The following is a 22,615-nucleotide window of genomic DNA, read 5'->3' as shown; positions in this document are numbered from 1 at the left end:
CAAGTCTTTCTGGCTTCCCCGCCGATGCCGAGCCTCGCTCGGCTCCCCGTCCCGTTTCCAAATTCCCGTGCCGGGCCGCGCGGCTATCCGATGCCGGGCAGGATCTCCCTTGCCGGCCCGCTCAGCAGATCCAGTATCAGCAGGCTGGCCAGGCACCCCAACTGCGCGCCGAGCCGTCTCGTCCGGGCGGCGGGCACCGCGTATTCATCCAGCGTCGTGTCCGCGTAGAACGAGGAATTGATCTGCGAGGCATAGGCCACGTATCCGCGCAGCCGCTGGCAGGCGGCCACGTCGACCTGCCTGGACGCCGACCAGAACTGGTCCAGCGCGCCCTGGAAGGTCACGCCCTCTTTTGCATAGAAGCAGCGCCCCAGCGCGATCACCGGCACACCGTGGAAAAGCGCCTGCAAACCAGTGGTCGAGTTGATCGTCACCAGTCMCCGGCAACGCTGCAGCAACGTCGGCAAGTGCGCATCATGGACATAGCGCACCCGCCCTTCCACGCCAAAGCGGCGCGCGCAACTGCGGATCGTGCCCGCATAGTCCGTATGGCCACGATCCATCGGGTGATGCTTGAAGACGAGCACGCTGTCCCGCGGCGCATGCCTGGCGAACGAGAACATCGTCCACTCGATAAAATCGCCTACGCGCCGCCACGGACTGGCGGCGCGGATCTGGCTGTCGTTGTAGACCTGCAGTGCCACGACGAAGAATGGCTCCGGTTCGCCCGAAAACAGGTGTCGCACCTGAGGCCGCTCAAGCCACCGGTACGCATGCTTGCGGTATCCGGCCCTTATCCAGCAAGCCAGTTCCCTGATGCCAAACGGCTTGTGATGGCGGTAATGCGGATAATTCGCGGAGGCGACCACGCCGGCGGCGAAATACCAGAACGAGTACCAGGCCATCCAGGCGAAGGCATGGCGGAAGTGGCGTCCCGCAGCGGGCATCCGCACGGCCGGCATCTGCTGCGCCCGCATCGGCGCCAGCCCCGAGCGCGCGTTGACGCCACCGGCTTCGAGCGTGATGTGGTCCGGCCGGATATAGCCTTCTTCGAACACCCAGAAGGCAATGCCTGCCTGCGCGGCAGCGCGCGCGGCGATGCGGTGCGGACGCCGGCAGTCACCGAACGCTATGACGGCATCGATGCGCTTTTCCCGCAGCGTGGCTTGCAGGAAACCTGCCAGCGACGCCATGGCCCCGCGGAAGCGAAGGACGTTGCGGCCGCGGTAAAAGAGGTCGTCGCCACCGTTGAAATTGACTTTCCAGACTTCGCAGCCCGCAGCGGCGAGTTGATCCCGCAAGCGCGCGAAGAACGGCCCGTTCGGTCCCTGCAGCAGCAGGATGCGACGATACTGCGCCAGCCGCTGGAAGGCAGCCCGGGCGGGCTGCGCCTGCGCACCGCCTGAATATTCTCTCCCTGACCGAGATGCATACATAGCTTTACTCCCCATACTTGCTGCCACCGGAATCCCGCACCGGCTACCATCCACCGCGATAGGCAAACCTGAATGTCTTCGCCAGTTCACGTGCCTTGCGGCACTGCCGCCAAAGCCAGTGGCTGCCGATCGCCCGCGGGCCCCGCGAGCGCTCCGCCAGGTGTGCGACCACGTCCTCGGCCGCGCAGAAGCCGTCGATGCCGGGCAGGCGATAACGCGGATAGCAGCACAGCGCGACATAGACCAGATGCTCCACCGACAGGCGGCGAGACCGCCGGGATATCGCCAGCCTGTCCACCGTCAAGCCCCAGCCTGCATAGAACGGCTGCCCATGGCAATGCACCTCCTTGCCATGCAGCAGGGCTTCGAATCCGGCCAGCGATGTCATGACATGCACGGCGTCCGCTGCCTGGATGCAGGCATTGATGCTTGCCTGCGCGGCGGTCTGATCGGCCAGCGCGTGCAGTTCATCGGCATCGATGCGGCCCGGGCGATTCCCGGCCACCACATCGGGATGCGGCTTGTAGACAATCCACGCCTGCGGGTTTTCCGCGCGCACCGTGGCCAGCAGATCTCGATTGCGCTGGATCGCCGGCGATCCGTCCAGCAGCGATGCGTCGCCTTCCACCTGCCCGGCCACGAGCAGCACCTTGCGTCCGGCGCTCTGCGGGGTCAGGGAGAAGCCCCCGCCCACGTTGTACTTGCTGATACCTTGGCGCACCAGGCTTTCACGCAAGCGCATCGCCCGCAGCCACTCGGCCTCGCCGAGCGCGACCGTGGCCAGCATGGTTTCGAGCAGGCACGGCTCCCGCGGGTCGTAATGGATGCCCGGCCCGTCCAGCGCCAGCGATAGCGGGCCGTGCAGGTCGGAGCCGAGCCCGGCGGAACGGACGAAACCATCCTCCACGCGCAATACGGGAATGGCCGCCGCGGCCGCATATGCCCGCAGTGCGGGATTGCGGCTGCCCCACACCACAAGCCGCGCGCCGGCCGGCAAACGCGCAATCTGATCTTCTGCAAGATCCCGGGCAAACTTCAGCCGGCTCGACGGCGTATCCAGGAAGCGCCGGACCATGGCGCGCTTCCACGCGCTCATGCCGACGCAATAGAACGTGCCCCGGCACTGCTCGTTCGCAGCCTTGTTGCGCGCCAGCCATTCGATGGCGTCGAACAGCGTGGCGGGGCGGCCGCTGACAGGATGGGCATAACGCGCGTAGCGCAGGTAGGCCGCCAGGAACAAATGCGCGAGCGGACGCTGTCCGTCGCGGCCCGCGCGCCGCGCGCGCAATGCGGCGCCCTCCGGGTGCCGGTCGTCCGTGAGTCCCCAGCCCGCGTACCACGGCTTGCCGAAGCAGACGACGGATTTTCCGAGCATCAGGGCCTCGAAGCCCATATGCGATGTAACGACATAGACGCGGTCGAACTGCTCGATCAAGGAGAGCGGACAACAATCCCGCGCCAGCCAGCGTATCCGCGAATTCTCGCTGCTGCCTTGTGCGAGATAGCCTGCCTTGTGCCCGGAGACGACCTCCGGATGGGTCTTGACCCAAACCTCTGCCCCCGGGTCGTCGTCGAGCGCCGCCCGCAGCATGGCCGCAAACGTCTCGGCATCCGCGCCGCCCAGCAACACGGACATGTCGCCATGCGTCTGGTCCACCACCAGCACGCGCCGCGACACGCTGCGCGGTGGCAGGGAGAACACCGGCGCATGGTTGTACTTGGAAAGCCGGTGGCGCACCACCAGGGCAAGGCCGCGCTGCGCCTCGGCCAGCGCCGGCTGGTCTGGCGCGGTGTCGCGGATCAACAGTTCGAGTTGCGACGGCTGGCGAGCGTCGTAGTAAATGCCGGCCTCGTCCACCACCAGCGACAAGGGCGCCTCCCGGCTGCCCGGCGCGACCGAACGCAGGAAGCCATCCTCCAGCGCCAGGTATGGCAGCTCCAGTTCCCGCGCCAGCCGCACCGCCCGCTGCGCGCTGGGCCGCCTGCCCCAGCCCGCTACCGCGGCGAGCGCGCCGGTTTCGTGGCGCCGGCGCAGCACGGCACGGCATGGCTTGCCGAGAAAAGCCGCCAGGTGGGGAATCATGAGAATCCCGGGCGAAACGATGCCCACGCTCTCTCCAGCCCTGCCTTCCCATCCGCCAGTTCCGCCCATCGTTCCTCTCCCATCGGCGCGTCCACGCTGTCGGCGGCGCAGCTCGACATCCATCAGTGAAATCCCAGCAGGTACCTGGCCCGGTCCATCCAGCCGCCGAGCCGGTCCACATGCCCAGGGCGAGTGTCGAACAACACAAAAAAATCCTGTGCCGCGAGACCTCGCTCGCCGCAGCATGCAAAGAACTCCTCGATCAGGAAATGGCCCGCCGCCGTGTCGGTGACATTGCCGCCGCCCACCCACGCCCTCAGCTTGCCCAGCAGCCGTTCGGCATTCTCGGCGCGGGCGTGGTAGTAGGCGTCGCCGCGCGGCTTGTCGTGGTAGAGGTGAAACACCACCTGCCTGTCCAGCAGGCGCGGCAGGCTCAGCCTGCCAAGGTATTTGCGAAAGCCCTCTGCCAGCAGCGGCGCACGAAAGCTCTTGTTCTTCAGCAGATCCTCCGTGCGCGGAATCAGCTCGTGGCGCATCGCCAGGCGCAGCATGAAATCGAAATCCTCGTAGCCATGCCCGTGGAAGGCCTCGTCGAAGCCACCCAGGTCCCGGTAGTCCCTGGTACGCAGCACTACCACCGACGACGGATTGGCCATGTGCTGGAAATACCGCCGACGGAACGACAGATAGCCGTCCAGGATCGTGCCGGGCGTCTCTCTGCCGGCTTGCAGCCGGCTGCTCGCCCATTTCGTCAGGTACAGGCACGGCAACACCACCAGCTTCTCGGCCCCCGATGCGACGAGGCGGGCGCTATCGAGGAACAGGTCGGGAAGCGGATACAGATCGGCGTCGAGCAGCAACATCGTGGCCGAATCGACGTGCTCGGCGGCACGGTTGCGCAGCAGGCCGCTATTGACAGCGCCATCGTGGAAGGCGCGCGATACCAACGTGACATGAGGAAACGCCGCCAGCTTCCGGACCAGCGTCCGGTCGTGGCGACTGCCACGATCGTTATGCGCGACCACCATCCTCAGCTTTGCCATGCCCGGATGCCGGGCCAGGTCCAGCACCCTGCCCTTCAAGCTCGCGGGCCGGCGTAGCAGATCCACCGGTATCACCGCGGAGAGCAAGGAATCGGCGCTCTGATGCTTTTGCATGACCTCCATCACAACCCCAACACCACCTTGGCCGAAATCGCCAACTGATAAAGAATCTGGAACACATCCTTGGCAAACTGCCGCGTCTTCATGTCCACCCTCGGCAGCACCAGGATCTCGTCGCCGGAGCGCACCTGCGTGCCCCACTTGCTTTCCGTAAAGCTGCCGTCCCGGTGGGCGACGATCACGCGGGCGCTGTCGGCGTTCTGCGAGTAGCCGCCTGCCTGCTCGATATAGTCGGCCACGCTCATGCCGGAATCGAAGGCGACGGCGTTGGGGAACAGGACTTCGCCGTTGACGATGACGAGGCCGTCCCTGACCGGCACGCGCAGGATGTCGCCGTTCTCCAGCAGCAGCTGGTCACGCGTGCCGGACTTGGCGATCAGGGTCTGGCCGGTGGGTTCGATCTTGCGGGCGCGTTCCACCCATTGCAGCACGAGCGCGGCTTCTTCCTTGCGCAACTGGGCTTCGTCGGCGGTGCCGGAGCGGGCGGTGAGCACGCTGGACTCAAGGCTGCGCAGCGCGGTGCCGAGCAGCACTTTCTGGCGGGCTTTGACGCTGAGTCGGTAGAGCTGGATGCTGTCGGCGTCGGACTGCGGCGTGAAGGCGACCTGGCTGAGCAGCTCGCCCATGCGGCTGCCGTAGGGCAGCACGAATTCCTGCGGGCCGGCGTGCTCGCCTTCCACGCGCACGGTGATGGTGCCGGGGCGCTTGTCGGCGGTGAATTCGATTTCGTCGCCGTCGTGCAGGATGATTTCCTGGTCCTGGGAGATCGGGAAGTATTCGACATTGCGGATGGTGCCGGTGTTGCGCACCACGCGCACGTTGGTGGCCTGCGGCAGCGGCTTGGCCAGGCGGGCGATCTGGTCGAGCCGGGCCTGCTCGCCCTGGAATTCGAAGCGCTTGGCGTTCTCGGCCAGGCCGCCGACCTTGACGGTGCGCTTGCGCGGCTGGACGAAGATCACGTCGCCATTGTTGAGCTGGCGGGTGGCGAGTTCGCCCTTGAGAAGGAAGTCGTAGAGATTGACGACGGCGAGGGTCTGCGTGCCGCGCTTGATGGCGACGTCCAGGAAGGAGCCCCGCTCGGGGTCGATGCCGCCGGCCTGGTCGAGGTAGCGCAGCACGCTGTCGCTGGACGTGCCGTCGTACATGCCGGGTCGATAGACGGCGCCGGTGACGTAGACGCGCACCGGCTGCGCGGCCAGCAGGCTGGCGTAGATGGAAACGCGGCCGGCGAACACGCGGCGCAGCGCCGCGGTGACGGCGGCCTGCAGGTTGGCGTTGGTGATGCCCTGCACGCGGAACGGGCCGATCTCGGGCAGCAGGATGTTGCCGCCGGCATCCACCGCGAGCACGGTGTCGAGGTTGTAGCCGTTCCACATGCGCAGCTGGATGCGGTCGCCCACGGAGATGACGTGGCTGGGGTTGAAGACCGCTGCGCTCTCGCGGCTGAAGGCGCCGGTGAAGAGCTGCGCGCCGAAGGCGTCGCTGGCGAGGTTGGCACCGTAGTCGGCGTTCTGCGGCGCGCTGTCGGGCATGGCTTGCGCGGGATGCGCCGGTACCATGGGCGTGGCGGCTTGCACCGGCATGCCGGTGGCGCCCGCCGGCGGCAGGCCGCCCTGCGCGGCCATGGCGGCGAAGCCGGGCCCGGTGTCGACGCGCGTGCCGGACTGGGCGTGCGCGCCTTGCATGGCCGTGGCGAGCAGAAGGACAAGGAGGAAACGATGCATGGCTAGTCCCGGTGATCGCGAATGATGGCGCCGAGCAACTGGAGCACGCCGGCCAGCATCAGGGCGCCCAGCACGAACACGACGATGTTGTAGAGGCGGCGCGGCTGCAACGGGTATTCGGGCAGGGTGGGGTTTTGCACCACCGCCACGTTCTTGAGCTTGCGCGTGGATTCCATGCGCGCTTTCTCCAGCACGCTCAGCGCGGTCTTGTAGAGGTCCTCGCTGAACCCGGCCGCCGCCTGCAGGCGTTCCTGCTGCTCCGCTACCCGGTTGAGCGCCTTGCCGCTCGACGAGGTCATGCGCGCGCGCTGGGCACCGATCTGGGCCTGCACGGCGACGATCTGCGCGTCGAGCTGCTGGATGGCCGGCGACTGCGGGGTATAGACATCCTTGAGCGCGGCGCGCTTGACGCGCAGGTCCGCCAACTCGGACTCCGCGGCCGCCACCACGCCGGACAGGCTCTCCACGTCGCCGCGCGGGGAGACAATGCCGTTGGCGTTCTGGTACGCCAGCAGGGCCTGGCGGTCGGCCTTCATGCGCTCGCCCTGCGTGCGCGCCTGCCGCTCGATATAGACGACCTGTTCCTCTGCCACACGATGCGTGAGGTCGTTGATAAAGCGTTCGCCCTCCTCTACCAGCGCACGCGTCACTGCCTGCGCCATCGCCGGCGTGAAGGCCTGCGCGCGCACGACCAGGGTGCGCGAGTAGTCGTCATACTCGACGCTCACCCGGCCGAGGTAGTAATCGTGGAAGCGTTCGAGCGACGCATCCGCCGGCCACAGGCGAGACAGCGCGTCGCGGCGCGGATCGCTGTAGTGGCCCTTGAGCGCGAGCGTCGCATCGAGCTTGTTCAGCATGTCGACGGACAGCAGGTACTCGCGCAGCAGCAGCAGATCGCGCGGCGGCGCATTGGCGCCCAGCAGCGAAGCATAGAAGTCGGTCGTGGTGGCGCCTACCGCATCGCTGCGCTCGACCACCACCTTGGCTTCGGACACATAGCGGTCGGCGGCAACCACGCCCCAGTAGACGATCGCCAGGATGGATGCGGCGATGGCGATGCGCCACGGCCAGCCGCACTGCCTGATTTCCCTCAACAGCTTGTTCACCTTGTCATGCTCTTCTTGTATGCCCGCATGGCTTCGTCCACGCTGTCGAAGCGGTAGGCCTGGCCCTCGTGCAGCCAGATCGCGGAGTCGCAAAAGCCGCGCAAGGTCGATTCGCTGTGCGACACCATCACCAGGCCCGCGCGGCCCGCGAGCGCTTCGAAGGCCTTGCGGGACTTGGCGTTGAAAGCGGCGTCGCCGACCGCGGTCAGCTCGTCCACCAGGTACACGTCGAACTCGAACGCGATCGACAGCGCGAAAGCCAGCCGCGAACGCATTCCCGAGGAGTAGGTCTTGACCGGCGCATCGAATGCCGCGCCCAGCTCGGCAAAGTCCCGCACGAAGGCAAGCTTGTCTGCCAGGCCTGCCCGCCCGCCATGGATGCGGCAGACGAACTTGGCGTTCTGCCGCCCGCTCAGCGATCCCTGGAAGCCACCGGAAAGCCCGAGCGACCACGACACCCGGCAGCGCCGGTCGATCTCGCCGCGGCTGGGCGTGTCGGTCCCGCCGATCAGGCGCAGCAGCGTGGACTTGCCCGCGCCATTCCTGCCGATCAGCGCGACGCGGCTGGACCTGGCAATTTCCAGCGATACATCGTGCAGGACCCAGGCGTCCGCCGCCGCGCCGCGATAGCGCTTGTGCAAGCCGGATATCCTGATCATTGCGCCACCAGCCGCGCTGCGAAGCGGCGCTGCAACGCAAGCCCACACAGGACCGAGCACAGGGACCAGGCCGCGAGATAGGACAGGCTGGCGAAGTCCTGCCCCCGATAAGCCGAGAAAAAGCCGCCGCGCATGGCTTCGAGCCCGTGCAGGATGGGGTTCAGCAACAGCCAGTCGCGCACCGGACGCGGCACGCTGGCGACCGGGTACATCACCGCCGAAACGAAATACAGCGGCGCGAAGAACAGGCCGACGATGCGGCCGAACTCCGGCACCAGCGTGCCGAGCACCGACAGGCTCAATGCCAGCCCGGCGCCCAGCAGCCACAGCAGCGCGGCGGCCAGCAGCACTTGCAGCGGATCGCGCGGCAGCGCGTCCACCCCGGCCAGGCTGCACGCCGCCAGCAGCACGGCGAACACCAGTCCGTAGAGCAGGCCTTCGAGCGCGGTACGCACCAGCACCGTATCGACCGGCCTTACCTGCCGATACGCGAACAACGCGGCATTGGCCTTGACGGCCTCGGCGCCCCGACTGGCCACGTTGCGCACGAGGAAGAACCCCAGGATGCCGATCATGATGAACAGGCTGGCCGCGATACCCGGAATCAGCACGTGACGCACCACGCCGAACAGCAGCATCAGGAAGCCGATATGGATGACGGGCTCGAGCAGCAGCCACAGCCATGCGGCGCGGCCGGTGGCCAGGCGCGCATTGGCCTCGCGCAGGAACAGCGCGTGCCATACCGAGATGGCGACGGAAAACCGGGAACGAAGACGAATTGAAGGCATGCCGACTCAAGAATGACCCCGGACCGAATGGCGGCCAGGAAGGTTTCCCGGAAGAATGCCGCGGGAGCGCGCTAGCCTTCGGCGCAGGGGGACGGTGCGTCGGGAAATGCCTGCGGCGCGCGGCAAGCTGCCGGACGCCCGGTGGACTTCAGTAGCTAAGACGAAACGTTGCTTCAGCCTGGCGCAAGAGGCGCCCGGCTTCGTCACCGCGATCTTCCGGAAATTCGCCACGGCAATCACGCGATGGCGACCGAAGAAATGGTACAAGCGCGGAGGCCGTCTGAGGGGCGGAAACGTCCGAACGAGATATGGCAAGTTTCCCGCAGACCATACGGCATGGTCTGATAGGCAGGATCGCGCGAGAGCTGGTGGCGGCCCGGCGATGGCGCGGCAGGGAATGCGTCAGGGGCGCGCGGGAGGACGCATCAGGGACGCATCAGGGACGCATCAGGACGTCTCAGGACGTATCAAGGCCGCCCCGGGCCGGTCGGCAGCGGACTGGCGAACGACCGGTGCGGGAAAGGAACGCGAGATGCGCGCAGGGCCCGGCTGGCCCGCGGGAACGCGGAAAGCGCCTATGCGGTGGGCGAAGCGGGCGGGAAATGCAGCGCAAAGCGCAGGCGTCCCGGCGCGGGACAAGTCGCTTCGGCCTGGCCGCCGTGGAGGGTCATGATGGCCTTGACGATGGCGAGTCCGAGTCCGTTGGATTCGGCCACCTGGCTGYGTGCCACGTCGCCGCGGTAGAAGCGGTCGAACAGGCGGTGCAACTGCTCTTGCGGAATGTCGTCGCCCTGGTTCTCCACGGCAACGACGGTGCCACCGGCCTGGTGCACGCCGCTCAGACGGATGACGGTGCCCGGGGTGCCGTACCGCACGGCGTTGACCACCAGGTTGTTGATGGCCCGGCGGCACAGCAGCGGATTGGCCCAGAGCGTGCCCTCCGCCGCGATCTCGAAGCGCATGCCTTTTTCGTCGGCCGGGCCTTCGAAGTACTCCGCGATCTTGTTGAGTTCGGCCTGCAGCGGCACTGCTGCATGCTCGATGGTCAGGCGCGCGTGGTCCGCCTGCGCGAGGAACAGGATGTTCTCGGCGATATTGCCGAGGCGGCTCAGTTCTTCCAGGTTGGATTCGAGCAGTTCCTGGTATTCCTCGGGCCGGCGCGCCTTGCTCAGCGTGACCTGCGTCTGCCCGATCAGCGCGCCCACCGGCGTGCGGATCTCGTGCGCGAGGTCGGCGGAAAACTGGGAGAGGCGTTCGTAGCCTTCACCCAGCCGGTCCAGCATCGCGTTGAATGCCCGCACCAGGCCGTGCAGTTCCGCCGGCGCGCCGTGCTCGTCGAGACGAACGGTGAAGCTGGCGGGGCCGATCTCGGCGGCCCGCGCGGCAATGCTGCCCACCGGCCGCAGCCCGCGCCGGATGGCAACGACGGCCAGCGCCGTGGCCGCCAGCATGCCCACCAGCGTGCCCAGCAGCACGCGGTCGCGGTAGGCGGCGAGCATCTGCACTTCATTGCCCAGCGGATGCGCGGCGATCACCTCGACCACGCTGCCGTCTTCGTTCGAACGCGCGCGCGCCGCCGCCCAGTGGATCGGCACGCCGTTGGCCAGCCGCGTGCGCAGGATGCTGTCCGGCGTGAGGCCGACGCCGTCGCCCGGCATCAGCGGGCCCAGTTCCGCCGGCACTTCGAGCCCATCCGGGTTGACGTGGATGAACGGCGGCTCGCCCGGCTTGCGGAAGATCAGCACGTCGCGCTCGGCGCCGAGCATGGTCTCGAACAGCAGCGGACGGTCCTTGAGTTCCGAGACCGTATAGACGTTGCTGGCCAGCCGGCGGAAATGCGTGACACGCCCGATCAGCTGGAGATCGGCGCGCGCTTCCATCGAGGTCTTGACGGACTGGTAGAAATAGGCGCCCAGCGCGCCGATCACTACGCAGGCGATCAGCGCGAACGACAGCGTGGTGCGCGCCGTGAGCGACGGCGCCCGCCTGGGCCGGGCGTTCATGCGCTGTCGCCGAAGGTGTAGCCGATGCTGCGCACGGTATGGATCAGCTTCTTCTCGAAGGGCTGGTCCACCTTGGCGCGCAGCCGCTTGATCGCCACATCGACGACGTTGGTGTCGCTGTCGAAGTTCATGTCCCAGACTTCCGAGGCGATCAGCGTGCGCGACAGCGCCTCGCCCTGGCGCTTGACCAGCAGGTGCAGCARCAGGAACTCCTTGTTGGTCAGCGCGATCTCGACGCCCTGGCGGGTGACCTTGCGGCGCATGACATCGAGCTTGAGGTCGGCGAACTCGAACAGCTCGGCTTCGCGCACCACGCCGCGCCGAAGCAGCGTGCGGATGCGCAGCACCAGCTCGATGAACGAAAACGGCTTGACGAGATAGTCGTCCGCGCCGAGCTCGAGGCCGTGGATGCGGTCATTGACATGATCGCGCGCGGTCAGAAAGATCACCGGCAGGTCGCGCCGCGCGCGCAAGGTGCGCATGATCTCCCAGCCATCGATGCCGGGCAGCATCACGTCGAGCACGATYAGGTCGTAGGCGTGCTCCAGCGCCATGTGCAGCCCGTCGGTGCCAGTGCGCGCGAGGTCCACGGCATAGCCACTTTCGCGCAGCCCTTTCCTGAGGTAGTCGCCGGTCTTGGGATCGTCTTCGATGACGAGGATGCTCATGATGCGCAAATCGGTTCGGCTGGTGTGCTGCCATTCTAGCCACCGCGAGCCCGCCGCTGATGACATTTTTGTCATCAAACGGTCACTCGGACGACCGCTTTCGAGCCCTAATCTGGCCCGCACCTTTCACTGCACGGAGTGCCAGAATGAAGATCGTTTCGAGCAAGTTGAYGCGTACCGTACTGGCCGCCGCCATGCTGGCCGGCGCCGCGATTGCAGGCGCCCCCGCGGCGCTGGCCCAAGCGGCCCCGGCCGCCGCCCCGGCCAGCGCGCCCACCGGCGTGCGCGGCACCGTGACGGCCTTTGCCGGCGACACGCTGAAGGTGCGCACCCGCTCGGGCCAGGAGCTCGACATCGGCCTGGGCAAGGACACCGCGGTGCGCGGCGTGACCCTCGCCAAGATCGACGAGATCAAGGCCGGCAGCTATATCGGCTCGGCCGCGGTGCCACAGGCCGACGGTTCGCTCAAAGCGCTCGAAGTACACGTGTTCCCGCCCAGCATGCGCGGCAGCGGCGAAGGCCATCGCGCATGGGACCTGGGCAAGAACAGCAGCATGACCAACGGCACGGTCGGCAGCGTGGTGGTCAGCAACGGCCGCACCATTACCGTGAAGTATCCCGAAGGCGAAAAGCGCATCGTGATCCCGGTCGACGTGCCTATCGTCAATCTCGAACCCGGCGACCGCTCGCTGCTGGTGCCGGGCACGCATGTCGTGCTGTTCGCCGCCAAGGCACCGGACGGCGCGCTGACCGCGCGCTTCATCTCGGCCGGCAAGAACGGCGTCGTGCCGCCGATGTAAGGTCACCGGCCATGCACAAGCCAACCCCCGCCCGCGCCGCGCGGCGTGCCATCGTCCACCCGCTGGCCGTGCGCGCCGCGCACTGGATCAACGCCTTCGCCATGACGTGCATGGTGATGAGCGGCTGGGCCATCTACAACGCGTCGCCCTTGTTCGCCTTCCGCTTTCCTGCGTGGGCGACGGTGGGGGGGTGGCTGGGCGGCTCCATCGCCTGGCATTTCGCCGCGATGTGGCTGCTGTGCGCCAATGCCCTGCTCTACCTCGGCCATGGCTTCGCCACGCGGCACTTCCGCCGGCATTTCCTGCCCCTGAGCGCGCGCGCCGCGCTGCGCGACGCGGGCCTTGCGCTGCGCCTGCGCCTGCCGCACCGGCCCGGCGTGTACAACGCGGTGCAAAGGCTGATGTACGTGGCGGTGCTCCTGCTCGGCGCGCTGGTGGTGGCCTCCGGCCTGGCGATCTGGAAGCCCGTGCAGCTGTACTGGCTGGCGAACCTGTTCGGYGGCTTCGATACGGCCCGCTATGTGCACTTCGGCGCCATGGCCGGGATCGTCGCCTTTGTCGTGGTGCACCTGGTGCTCGTCATCGCGGTACCGTCGACCCTGTTGCCGATGTTCACGGGCCGCGCGGGGCGCGGTCATCATGGAGAAGCCGAAGCATGAGCGAGCCGTCCGGAAAGACGCGGATCGCGCGTCCCGTTACCCAGGATATCCCCGCCACCGCGCGCTCCGCAGGCGAACCGCGCGCGGCAGGCGCCGCCATCGCCACGCCCTCGCGGGAGCGCATCAGCGCGGCGGATTTCAAGCCGCGGCTGCAGCGGCGCATGTTCCTGCGCTCATCGCTTTCGCTCGGTGCCGTATCCATGCTGGCCGGCTGCACGCTGCAGGACGGCGACACCGTGGACAAGGTGCTATGGTCCATGTCGCGCTGGAACGACCGCGTGCAGGCCTGGCTGTTCAGCCGCGACCGGCTGGCGCCCACCTATGCGCGCAGCCAGATCACGCAGCCCTTCCCCTTCAACGCCTTCTACCAGGAGTTCGACGTACCCGAGGTAGACGGCAACGACTACCAGCTGGAAGTCTCCGGCCTGGTCGCCGACAAGCGCAGCTGGAGCCTGGCGCAATTGCGCGCGCTGCCGCAGGCTGGCCAGATCACCCGCCATATCTGCATCGAAGGCTGGAGCGCCGTCGGTGAATGGCGCGGCGTGCCGTTGCGGACCTTCTTGCAGCGTATCGGCGCGGACACCACCGCGCGCTATGTCGGCTTCAAGTGCGCGGACCGCTATTACTCCAGCCTCGACATGGAAACCGCACTGCACCCGCAGACCATGCTGGCGCTGGATTTCGGCAGCGAACCGTTGCCTGCCAGGTACGGCTATCCGCTCAAGCTGCGCGTGCCGACCAAGCTCGGTTTCAAGAACCCCAAGCATATCGCCGCGCTGTTCGTGACCAACGAGAATCCCGGCGGCTACTGGGAAGACCAGGGCTACAACTGGTTCAGCGGGATCTGAGAGAGCCTGGCCCAGGACCTGGCCCGGACCTGAAAAAGTGACTAGCGGCAGGTGACGCACAGGCGGTTCCCCGCGCCAGACAGCCACGCGCCCGCCGCCAAATATGGCGCTACGCACACATTTATCACCAAAGACACGCCGTCCGGGGCCAGCAAGGATTCCCAGCGCGGTCACTCGTGCGTAAGATCGAGAGCATCCGCCCGGCCGCCGCCGCTCGATGCGCGCACGGCCGCGCATGGCTCACACCCGCACATCACCTCCCGCCGCGGGCCCCGCAACAGACGAGGGAGACCATGGCATCAGGCAGCGCATCCCGGCAACTCTGGCATATGACTTCCGAAGGTTGGGGCTACTGTGCGCTCGGCACCTTCAGCCACGACGGCCTGCCGCCCGAGTGGCGGGCCGTGCTGCCCATGCTTCCGCTACGCGACCGCTACTCCCCCGTGAAGGCCGCGCGCATGGTGCTGGTCACCATGCAGCTACGCGGCGCCGCACCCGACGCGGCGCAACGCTCCGATCCGCAACGACCGCTCTACTACGTCTACCAGGCGTGGAGCACGCTGGCCGGATGATTGGCCGCCGGGAATGAAAAACGGGCCCCGAAGGGCCCGTTTTGCATGTCGTCGACGCGCGAGCGGATCACCCCACCCACTTGCGGGCATTCCTGAACATGCGCATCCAGGGGCTGCCGCCATCGGGGATCTGCTTCCACGCATCCGGCGCCCAGCTCATCGTGGCCGTGCGGAACACGCGTTCCGGGTGCGGCATCAGCACGGTGAAGCGGCCGTCCACGGTGGTCACCGAGGTAATGCCTTCGGGCGACCCGTTCGGGTTGAGCGGGTAGGTCTGGGTGGGCGCGCCGTGGTTGTCCACGAAGCGCAGCGCCACCTGGGCCTGCTTCTGGTCGCCCTGCTGGGAGAAGTCGGCAAAGCCCTCGCCATGCGCCACCACGATGGGGATGCGGCTGCCTTCCATGCCGGCGAAGAAGATCGACGGCGAGGACTGCACCTCCACGGTGACAAAGCGTGCTTCGTACTGCTCGGACTGGTTGCGCGTGAACTTCGGCCACGCGCCCGCGCCCGGGATGATCGGGGCGAGGTTGCTCATCATCTGGCAGCCATTGCACACGCCCAGCGCGAAGGTGTCCTGGCGGTTGAAGAAGGCGGCGAACTGCTCGGCCATCTGCGCGTTGAACAGGATGGTCTTGGCCCAGCCTTCGCCGGCGCCCAGCACGTCGCCGTAGCTGAAGCCGCCGCAGGCAAYGAAGCCGCTGAAATCGGCCAGGCTGGCGCGCCCGGCGATCAGGTCGCTCATGTGGACGTCGTGCGCGTCGAAGCCCGCGCGGTCCATGCTGTAGGCCATCTCGATCTGCGAGTTGACGCCCTGCTCGCGCAGGATGGCCACACGCGGACGGGCGCCGGTGGCCACGAACGGCGCGGCGATGTCCTCGGCCGGGTCGAACGTCAGCACCGGCGAGATGCCGGGGTCGGCGGCGTCGAGCAGGCGGTCGTATTCGCTGTCGGCGCAGGCGGGGTTGTCGCGCAGGCGCGCGATGCGCCAGCTGACTTCGCTCCAGTTGCGCTGCAGCTCGCCGCGGGCGGCGCCAAACACCTTCTTGGCGTCGCGGTAGATCTCGATCTGGTCGGTCGTGTTGGGCTTGCCCACCACGTGGCTGCAGGCGGACAGGCCGGCTTCGCGCAGCACGCCGAACACGGCGTCGCGCTCTTCCAGGCGCACCTGGATCACCGCGCCGAGTTCTTCCGAGAACAGCGCGCGCAGGGTCTGGTCGTTGCGGCGCTCGCCGATCTGCTGGGCCCAGTTCTTGGCGTCGCCGTAGTCCTGCTCCTGCTGCGGGTCCAGCGCCAGCATGTCGACGTTGAGCGACAGGCCGCAGTGGCCGGCAAAGGCCATTTCCGCCAGCGCCGCCAGGAAGCCGCCGTCGGAGCGGTCATGGTAGGCCAGCAGCCTGCCTTCGCGGTTCAGGCGCTGGATGACGTTGAAGAAGTTCTTCAGGTCTTCGGCACTGTCCACGTCCGGCGCGGCGTCGCCCACCTGCTGCGTGACCTGCGCCAGGATGCTGCCGCCCAGGCGGTTCTTGCCGCGGCCCAGGTCGATGGCGATCAGCACGCTGTCGCCGGCATCGGTGCGCAGTTGCGGCGTCAGGGTGCGGTCGGTGTCGTCCACCGCGGCGAAGGCCGAGATGATCAGCGAGACCGGCGCCACCACTTCCCTGGCGATGCCGTTCTCTTCCCACTTGGTGCGCATGGACAGCGAATCCTTGCCCACCGGGATGCTGATGCCGAGCGCCGGGCACAGTTCCATGCCCACCGCGTGCACGGTGTCGTAGAGCTTGGCGTCCTCGCCGTCCACGCCGCACGCGGCCATCCAGTTGGCGGACAGCTTGACCTTGCCCAGGTCCATGACAGGCGCGGCGGCCAGGTTGGTCAGCGCCTCGCCGATGGCCATGCGGCCCGAGGCCGGGGCGTTGATCACGGCCAGCGGGGTGCGCTCGCCCATGGTCATGGCTTCGCCGGCGCGGCCCTTGTAGTCGAGCGTGGTCACGGCCACGTCGGCCACCGGCACCTGCCAGGGACCGACCATCTGGTCGCGCGCGTTCATGCCGCCCACGGTGCGGTCGCCGATGGAGATCAGGAAGGACTTGCTGGCCACGGTGGGGTGGCGCAGCACGTCGCGCACGGCTTGCTCCAGCGCGATGCCGGTCACGTCCACCGGCGGCAGCGCCTGCTCCACGTGACGGACGTCGCGGTGCATGCGCGGCGGCTTGCCGAGCAGCACTTCCATCGGCATGTCGACCGCGTAGTGTTCCTTGAGCGAGGCGTCGACGTGCGCGTCCACCAGCTGCAGCTGTTTCTCTTCGGTGGCCACGCCGACCACCGCGAACGGCGAGCGCTCGCGCTGGCACATGGCCTGGAACAGCGGGAAGGAATCCGGCGCGATGGCCAGCACGTAGCGCTCCTGCGATTCATTGCACCAGATCTCGGCCGGGCTCAGGCCGGACTCTTCCAGGTGCACCTGGCGCAGGTCGAAGCGCGCGCCGCGGCCGGCGCCGTCCACCAGTTCGGGGAAGGCATTGGAGATACCGCCCGCGCCGACGTCGTGGATCGACAGGATGGGGTTGTCGTCGCCGAGCTGCCAGCAGGCGTTGATGACTTCCTGCGCGCGCCGCTCCATTTCCGGGTTGCCGCGCTGGACCGAATCGAAGTCCAGGTCGGCGGTGTTGGTGCCGGTGGCCATCGAGCTGGCGGCGCTGCCGCCCATGCCGATGCGCATGCCCGGGCCGCCCAGCTGGATCAGCAGGGTGCCGGCGGGCAGCGGGTTCTTGTGGGTATGGCTGGCATCGATCGCGCCGATGCCGCCGGCGATCATGATCGGCTTGTGATAGCCGCGCACGGTACCGCCCACGTTCTGCTCGTAGACGCGGAAGTAGCCACCCAGGTTGGCACGGCCGAATTCGTTGTTGAAGGCGGCGCCGCCGAGCGGGCCTTCGGTCATGATCTGCAGCGGCGAGGCGATGCGGTCCGGCTTGCCGGTGACCGCGGGCTTGTCGTCGGGATTGCGGTGTGCCACCGGCTGGGCGGCATCGCGCGCGTTTTCCCAGCTTTCGACGGCATCCGGCAGCATCAGGTTGGAGACCGTGAAGCCGGTCAGGCCAGCCTTGGGCTTGCCGCCACGGCCCGTGGCGCCCTCGTCGCGGATCTCGCCGCCGGCACCGGTGGAGGCGCCGGGGAACGGCGAGATGGCGGTCGGGTGGTTGTGGGTCTCCACCTTCATCAGCGTGTGCGTGAGCGCCTCGTGGCGGCCGTACTTCTGCTCGCTGCCGCGCGGGAACCAGCGCTCCGCCACGCCGCCTTCCATCACCGCCGAATTGTCGGAGTACGCCACGATCGACCCTTGCGGGTTGAGCTGGTGCGTATTGCGGATCATGGCGAACAGGGACTTGTCCTGCTGCACGCCGTCGATGGTCCAGGTGGCGTTGAAGATCTTGTGGCGGCAGTGCTCGCTGTTGGCCTGCGCGAACATCATCAGCTCGACGTCGGTCGGGTTGCGGCCCAGCCGGGCGTAGGCGTCCACCAGGTAGTCGATCTCGTCTTCCGACAGCGCCAGGCCCATCTCGGTATTGGCCTGCGCCAGCGCGGCGCGGCCACCCGAGATGTCGATGAAGCGCAGCGGCTTGGCCGGCAGTTCCTGGAACAGGCCGGCCGCGTCTTCGCGCGCGGCCACCACGGCCTCGGTCATGCGGTCGAACAGATGGGCGGCCACGGCGGCGCGCGTGCCGGCGTCCAGCGTCTTGCGCCCGCGCAGCAGGCCCTTCTTGCAGATCACGGTGATCTCGATGCCGCGCTCGATGCGGTGCACGCTGGCGAAGCCGCAGTTATGCGCGATATCGGTCGCCTTGCTGGCCCACGGCGAGATCGTGCCGAAGCGCGGGATCACCACGAAGCGGTCGCCTTCGGCCTGTGGCTCGAACGGCGCGCCGTAGGTCAGCAGCGCGCCGATGCGGGCACTGTCGTCCTGCGACAGCGGCACATCGGAATCGACGAAGTGCAGGAACTGGCCGTGAACCGACTCGATGTCGGCGTCGATCTGCTTGAGGGCGGTGAGCAGGCGTTGCTGGCGGAAGGCAGAAAGGGCCAATGCGCCGGGGAAGCACGAGAAATGCGCCATGGTCTGAGCGGTCGGGAGGGCAGGAGGTAGGGGCTGCTACCGGCCGGCGCCGCTGGTTGGGGCGCCGTGCTGGCGGGAAACCGGCATTATACCTTGTCGGCGGACCTTTCCCGCGTTGCAGCAGAGCCGGCGACGCCCCGGCTACCCGGCTACCCGGCTACCCGGTTGATCTGGGCGCGAAGCGGCGCCGGGACCACTCACGGCCCGCGACACCACGCGCGGGCCGCTTCGGCGGCCCGCAACGCGGCACGCTCAGGCCTCGCCGAAGCCCCCGCCCCCGGGCGTTTCCACCACGAACAGGTCGCCCGCCTCCATCTCGCAGCGCCCGACGTGGCCGAGCGCCTCTTCCCGCCCGTCGCGCCGCACCACGTAGTTGCGCCCGGTGGCGCYGGGCGCGCCCCCGGCCATGCCGAACGGCGCGTGCAGGCGGTTGTTGGAGAGGATCGACGCGGTCATGGGCTCCAGGAAGCGCACCCGGCGGATGCCGCCGCTGCCACCGTGCCAGCGCCCCGCCCCGCCCGAGCCCGGGCGGATCTCGTAGCTTTCCAGCCGTACCGGGAAGCGCCATTCCAGCACTTCCGGGTCGGTCAGCCGCGAATTGGTCATATTGGTCTGCACCACGTCGCAGCCGTCGAAGCCGTCGCCGGCCCCGCTGCCGCCCGAGATGGTCTCGTAGTACTGGTAGCGCGCATTGCCGAAGGTGAAGTTGTTCATGGTGCCCTGGCTGGCCGCCACCACGCCCAGCGCGCCATACAGGGCGTTGGTGATGCAGGACGAGGTCTCCACATTGCCCGAGACCACCGAGGCCGGATAGCGCGGGTTGAGCATCGACCCCTCCGGGATGATGACCTTGATCGGCTTGAGGCAGCCGGCGTTGAGCGGGATGTCCTCGTCGACCAGCGTGCGGAACACGTAGAGCACTGCCGCCATGCACACCGCGCGCGGCGCGTTGAAGTTGTTGGGCAGTTGCGCCGAGGCGCCGGTGAAGTCCACCACGGCTTCGCGCCGGGCCTGGTCCACCGTCACCTTGACCTGGATGCGCGCGCCGTTGTCGAGCGGGTAGTCGTAGCTGCCGTCCTTGAGCGCGGTGATGACGCGGCGCACGGCTTCCTCGGCGTTGTCCTGCACGTGGCCCATATAGGCGCGCACCACCGGCAGGCCGAACTGCGCCACCATCTTGCGCAGCTCTTCCACGCCCTTGGCATTGGCCGCCACCTGGGCGCGCAGGTCCGCCATGTTCTGGTCGATATTGCGGGCCGGGTAGCGCCCGTCGGCCAGCAGCGCGCGCATGCCGGCGTCGTCCAGCACGCCGGCCGTGACCAGCGGGAAGTTGTCGATCAGCACGCCCTCTTCTTCCACCACGGTGGAGTCCGGCGGCATCGAGCCCGGCGTGATGCCGCCGATGTCGGCGTGATGCCCGCGCGAGCCCACGTAGAACAGGATCCCGGCGCCGGCCTCGTCGAATACCGGCGTGATCACCGTCACGTCGGGCAAATGCGTGCCGCCGTTGTAGGGATCGTTGAGCACGTAGACGTCGCCGTCGGCCATGCCGCCGGCATTGCGTGCGATCACGGTCTTGATGCTCTCGCCCATCGAGCCAAGATGCACCGGCATGTGCGGCGCGTTGGCGATCAGGTTGCCGTCGGCGTCGAAGATGGCGCAGGAGAAGTCGAGCCGCTCCTTGATGTTGACCGAGTAGGCGGTGTTCTGCAGCCGCTGCCCCATCTGCTCGGCGATCGACATGAACAGGTTGTTGAAGACCTCCAGCATGACCGGGTCGGCATCGGTACCCATGGCGCGGCGCTGCGGGCGCGGCACCGCGCGCGTCAGCACGAGGTGGTCGCGCGCGGTCAGCTCGGCCTGCCAGCCGGGCTCCACCACGGTGGTGGCGTTGCGCTCGGCGATGATGGCCGGGCCGGGCAGCACGTCGCCGGGGCGCAGCGCGTCGCGCGGGAACAAGCCCGTGTCGTGCCAGGAGCCGCCGCTGAACATGCGCACCTGCTCGGCCGGCACCGGTCCGCCGCTGCGCGGCAGCGGCTCGGGCAGTTTTTCCGCGGGCGGCTCGCTGCTGCCGATGGCTTCCACCGACACGGCTTCCACGATCAGCGGCTTGCCCTGCATCAGGAAGGCGTAGCGCTGGCGGTAGGCGGCGTCGAACGCGGCCTGCATGGCCGGCAAGGTGCCGAACGGCACCACCAGCGCGGAGTCCGTGCCCTCGTAGCGCAGGTGGGCGCGGCGCACCACGTCGATCTGCGCGTCGGCCACTTCCTGCTCCAGCAGTTCGTTGCGCGCTTGCTGGGCCAGTGCGTCGAGCGTGGCCTGCAGGGCCGGCAGGGCATCGGCGTCGAGCCGCGCTTCCACCGCGCGCTCGCGCATCGCGGTGCGGTCGGCCAGCCCCATGCCGTAGGCAGAAAGCACACCGGCCAGCGGGTGGACGAAGACGGTCTGCATGCCGAGCGCGTCCGCCACCAGGCAGGCATGCTGGCCGCCGGCGCCGCCGAAGGTGGTGAGCGTGTAGCCGGTCACGTCGTGGCCGCGCTGCACCGAGATCTGCTTGATCGCGTTGGCCATATTGCCCACCGCGATCTCGATAAAGCCTTCGGCCACCTGTTCGGGGCTGCGCGCGTCGCCGGTGGCGGCACTGACGGCCCGCGCCAGCTCGCCGAAGCGGGCCAGCACGGCGTCGCGGTCCAGCGGCGCGTCGGCGCGGGGCCCGAATACGCTCGGAAAATGGCGCGGCTGGATCTTGCCCAGCATGACGTTGCAGTCGGTCACGGCCAGCGGGCCGCCGCGCCGGTAGCTGGCCGGCCCCGGGTTGGCGCCGGCCGAATCCGGGCCCACGCGGAAGCGGCTGCCGTCGAAATGCAGGATCGAGCCGCCGCCGGCGGCCACCGTGTGGATGCTCATCATCGGCGCGCGCATGCGCACGCCCGCCACGCTGGTCTCGAACACGCGTTCGAAATCGTTGGGATGGCTGCCATTGAAATGCGACACGTCGGTGGAGGTGCCACCCATGTCGAAGCCGATGATGCGCCCGAAGCCGGCGCTCTGCGACGAGCGCACCATGCCGACGATGCCGCCGGCCGGGCCGGACAGGATGGCGTCCTTGCCCTGGAACCGGTGCGCGTCGGTCAGGCCGCCGCTGCTTTGCATGAACTGCAGCCGCACGCCCGGCATCTGCTGCTCGACCTGCTCCACGTAGCGGCGCAGGATCGGCGAGAGATAGGCGTCCACCACCGTGGTGTCGCCGCGCGAGACCAGCTTCATCAGCGGCGACACCTGGTGCGAGACCGAGATCTGCGTAAAGCCGGTCTCGCGCGCGATGCGCGCCGCGGCCCGCTCGTGCGCCGGCTCGCGGTAGCCGTGCAGGAACACGATGGCGATGGCGCGGGTGCCGCCGGCGAACACGCGCTGCATGTCCGCGCGCAGCGCGGCTTCATCGAGCGGCGTGACCATATTGCCCTGGGCATCGATCCGCTCGCCCACTTCCACCACCTCGCGGTAGAGCAGTTCGGGCAGCACGATGTTCAGGTCGAACAGGCGCGGCCGGTTCTGGTAGGCAATGCGCAGCGCATCGCGAAAGCCCCGCGTGATGAACAGCGCCAGCGGCTCGCCCTTGCGCTCGAGCAGCGCGTTGGTCGCCACCGTGGTGCCCATCTTCACCACCTCCACCAGCGCCGGCGTCACCGGCTCGCCGGGCGCCAGGCCCAGCAGGTGCCGGATGCCGGCCACGGCGGCGTCGCTGTACTGCTCCGGATTCTCGGACAGCAGCTTGTGCGTGACCACCGTGCCGTCGGGGCGCAGCCCGACCACGTCCGTGAAGGTGCCGCCACGGTCGATCCAGAATTGCCAGCGGCGGCGGTCCGGGACGAAGGCGGCGGAGGATGGCTGCGACATGCGGTGGCTTCCTTGTTTATCGTGGTGGAAATGTCGGGTACGCGGGCGGCACGCCGGCAGCGCAAGCCGCCGTGCGCGCAGGAGCSCTCGCTGGC

At 68.1% G+C, this 22,615-nt stretch carries 15 protein-coding genes; 4 read left to right on the top strand and 11 right to left on the bottom strand.

Annotated features, from left to right (window positions below):
• Window positions 1–83 precede the first annotated feature (83 nt).
• The 9 genes from AC1DO7_RS02775 to AC1DO7_RS02735 form a co-directional block, all read right to left on the bottom strand.
• Window positions 84–1,502 carry a capsule biosynthesis protein gene (locus AC1DO7_RS02775; protein WP_477115767.1) on the bottom strand — a complete coding sequence of 473 codons (1,419 nt, stop codon included), beginning with the start codon at window positions 1,500–1,502 and terminating at the stop codon, window positions 84–86.
• The gene (locus tag AC1DO7_RS02770; protein ID WP_441615768.1) at window positions 1,480–3,546 is read right to left on the bottom strand and encodes a capsular polysaccharide biosynthesis protein; all 2,067 of its coding nucleotides are present in this window, start codon (window positions 3,544–3,546) and stop codon (window positions 1,480–1,482) included. Before AC1DO7_RS02770 ends, AC1DO7_RS02775 begins: the two co-directional genes overlap by 23 nt.
• Before the next feature lie 95 nt (window positions 3,547–3,641).
• Window positions 3,642–4,676 carry a galactosyltransferase-related protein gene (locus AC1DO7_RS02765; RefSeq protein ID WP_441615770.1) on the bottom strand — a complete coding sequence of 345 codons (1,035 nt, stop codon included), beginning with the start codon at window positions 4,674–4,676 and terminating at the stop codon, window positions 3,642–3,644.
• An 8-nt stretch (window positions 4,677–4,684) separates the two neighbouring features.
• Complete coding sequence (locus AC1DO7_RS02760) at window positions 4,685–6,406, bottom strand: SLBB domain-containing protein (RefSeq protein ID WP_441615772.1); 1,722 nt, start codon at window positions 6,404–6,406, stop codon at window positions 4,685–4,687.
• A gap of 2 nt (window positions 6,407–6,408) precedes the next feature.
• Window positions 6,409–7,512: a KpsE/RkpR family capsule polysaccharide export protein gene (locus AC1DO7_RS02755; protein WP_441615774.1), complete on the bottom strand. Its 1,104-nt coding sequence runs from the start codon at window positions 7,510–7,512 to the stop codon at window positions 6,409–6,411.
• A complete protein-coding gene (locus tag AC1DO7_RS02750; RefSeq protein ID WP_441615776.1) occupies window positions 7,509–8,171 on the bottom strand; it encodes an ABC transporter ATP-binding protein in 663 nt (220 codons plus the stop codon). The genes AC1DO7_RS02755 and AC1DO7_RS02750 overlap by 4 nt, the downstream gene beginning before the upstream one ends.
• Window positions 8,168–8,959, bottom strand: a complete 792-nt coding sequence (locus tag AC1DO7_RS02745; RefSeq protein ID WP_441615778.1) for an ABC transporter permease — start codon at window positions 8,957–8,959, stop codon at window positions 8,168–8,170. The genes AC1DO7_RS02750 and AC1DO7_RS02745 overlap by 4 nt, the downstream gene beginning before the upstream one ends.
• A gap of 575 nt (window positions 8,960–9,534) precedes the next feature.
• A complete protein-coding gene (locus tag AC1DO7_RS02740; RefSeq protein ID WP_477115766.1) occupies window positions 9,535–10,962 on the bottom strand; it encodes a heavy metal sensor histidine kinase in 1,428 nt (475 codons plus the stop codon).
• On the bottom strand, window positions 10,959–11,630 hold the full coding sequence (locus AC1DO7_RS02735) for a heavy metal response regulator transcription factor (RefSeq protein WP_441615782.1): 672 nt from the start codon (window positions 11,628–11,630) through the stop codon (window positions 10,959–10,961). Before AC1DO7_RS02735 ends, AC1DO7_RS02740 begins: the two co-directional genes overlap by 4 nt.
• A gap of 146 nt (window positions 11,631–11,776) precedes the next feature.
• Here AC1DO7_RS02735 and AC1DO7_RS02730 point away from each other — a divergent pair, with 146 nt between their 5' ends.
• The 4 genes from AC1DO7_RS02730 (at window position 11,777) to AC1DO7_RS02715 (ending at window position 14,509) form a co-directional block, all read left to right on the top strand.
• Complete coding sequence (locus AC1DO7_RS02730; RefSeq protein ID WP_477115765.1) at window positions 11,777–12,430, top strand: hypothetical protein; 654 nt, start codon at window positions 11,777–11,779, stop codon at window positions 12,428–12,430.
• 11 nt (window positions 12,431–12,441) lie between these two features.
• Window positions 12,442–13,089: a cytochrome b/b6 domain-containing protein gene (locus AC1DO7_RS02725; RefSeq protein WP_441615786.1), complete on the top strand. Its 648-nt coding sequence runs from the start codon at window positions 12,442–12,444 to the stop codon at window positions 13,087–13,089.
• Complete coding sequence (locus AC1DO7_RS02720; protein ID WP_441615788.1) at window positions 13,086–13,937, top strand: molybdopterin-dependent oxidoreductase; 852 nt, start codon at window positions 13,086–13,088, stop codon at window positions 13,935–13,937. Before AC1DO7_RS02725 ends, AC1DO7_RS02720 begins: the two co-directional genes overlap by 4 nt.
• A gap of 329 nt (window positions 13,938–14,266) precedes the next feature.
• Window positions 14,267–14,509 carry a hypothetical protein gene (locus tag AC1DO7_RS02715; RefSeq protein WP_441615789.1) on the top strand — a complete coding sequence of 81 codons (243 nt, stop codon included), beginning with the start codon at window positions 14,267–14,269 and terminating at the stop codon, window positions 14,507–14,509.
• Window positions 14,510–14,576: 67 nt separating this feature from the next.
• Here AC1DO7_RS02715 and purL read toward each other — a convergent pair whose 3' ends face one another.
• Together purL and AC1DO7_RS02705 are read right to left on the bottom strand one after the other, a co-directional pair.
• Window positions 14,577–18,623 (bottom strand): phosphoribosylformylglycinamidine synthase, encoded by a 4,047-nt coding sequence (gene purL / locus AC1DO7_RS02710; protein ID WP_477115764.1) that lies wholly within the window; start codon window positions 18,621–18,623, stop codon window positions 14,577–14,579.
• Window positions 18,624–18,875: 252 nt separating this feature from the next.
• Window positions 18,876–22,520, bottom strand: a complete 3,645-nt coding sequence (locus tag AC1DO7_RS02705) for a hydantoinase B/oxoprolinase family protein (RefSeq protein ID WP_477115763.1) — start codon at window positions 22,518–22,520, stop codon at window positions 18,876–18,878.
• Window positions 22,521–22,615 lie beyond the last annotated feature (95 nt).

Source organism: Cupriavidus sp. 05N40 (assembly GCF_056397305.1).
The sequence above is the reverse complement of the archived record's forward strand: the minus strand, read 5'-3'. Positions and strand labels throughout refer to the sequence as shown.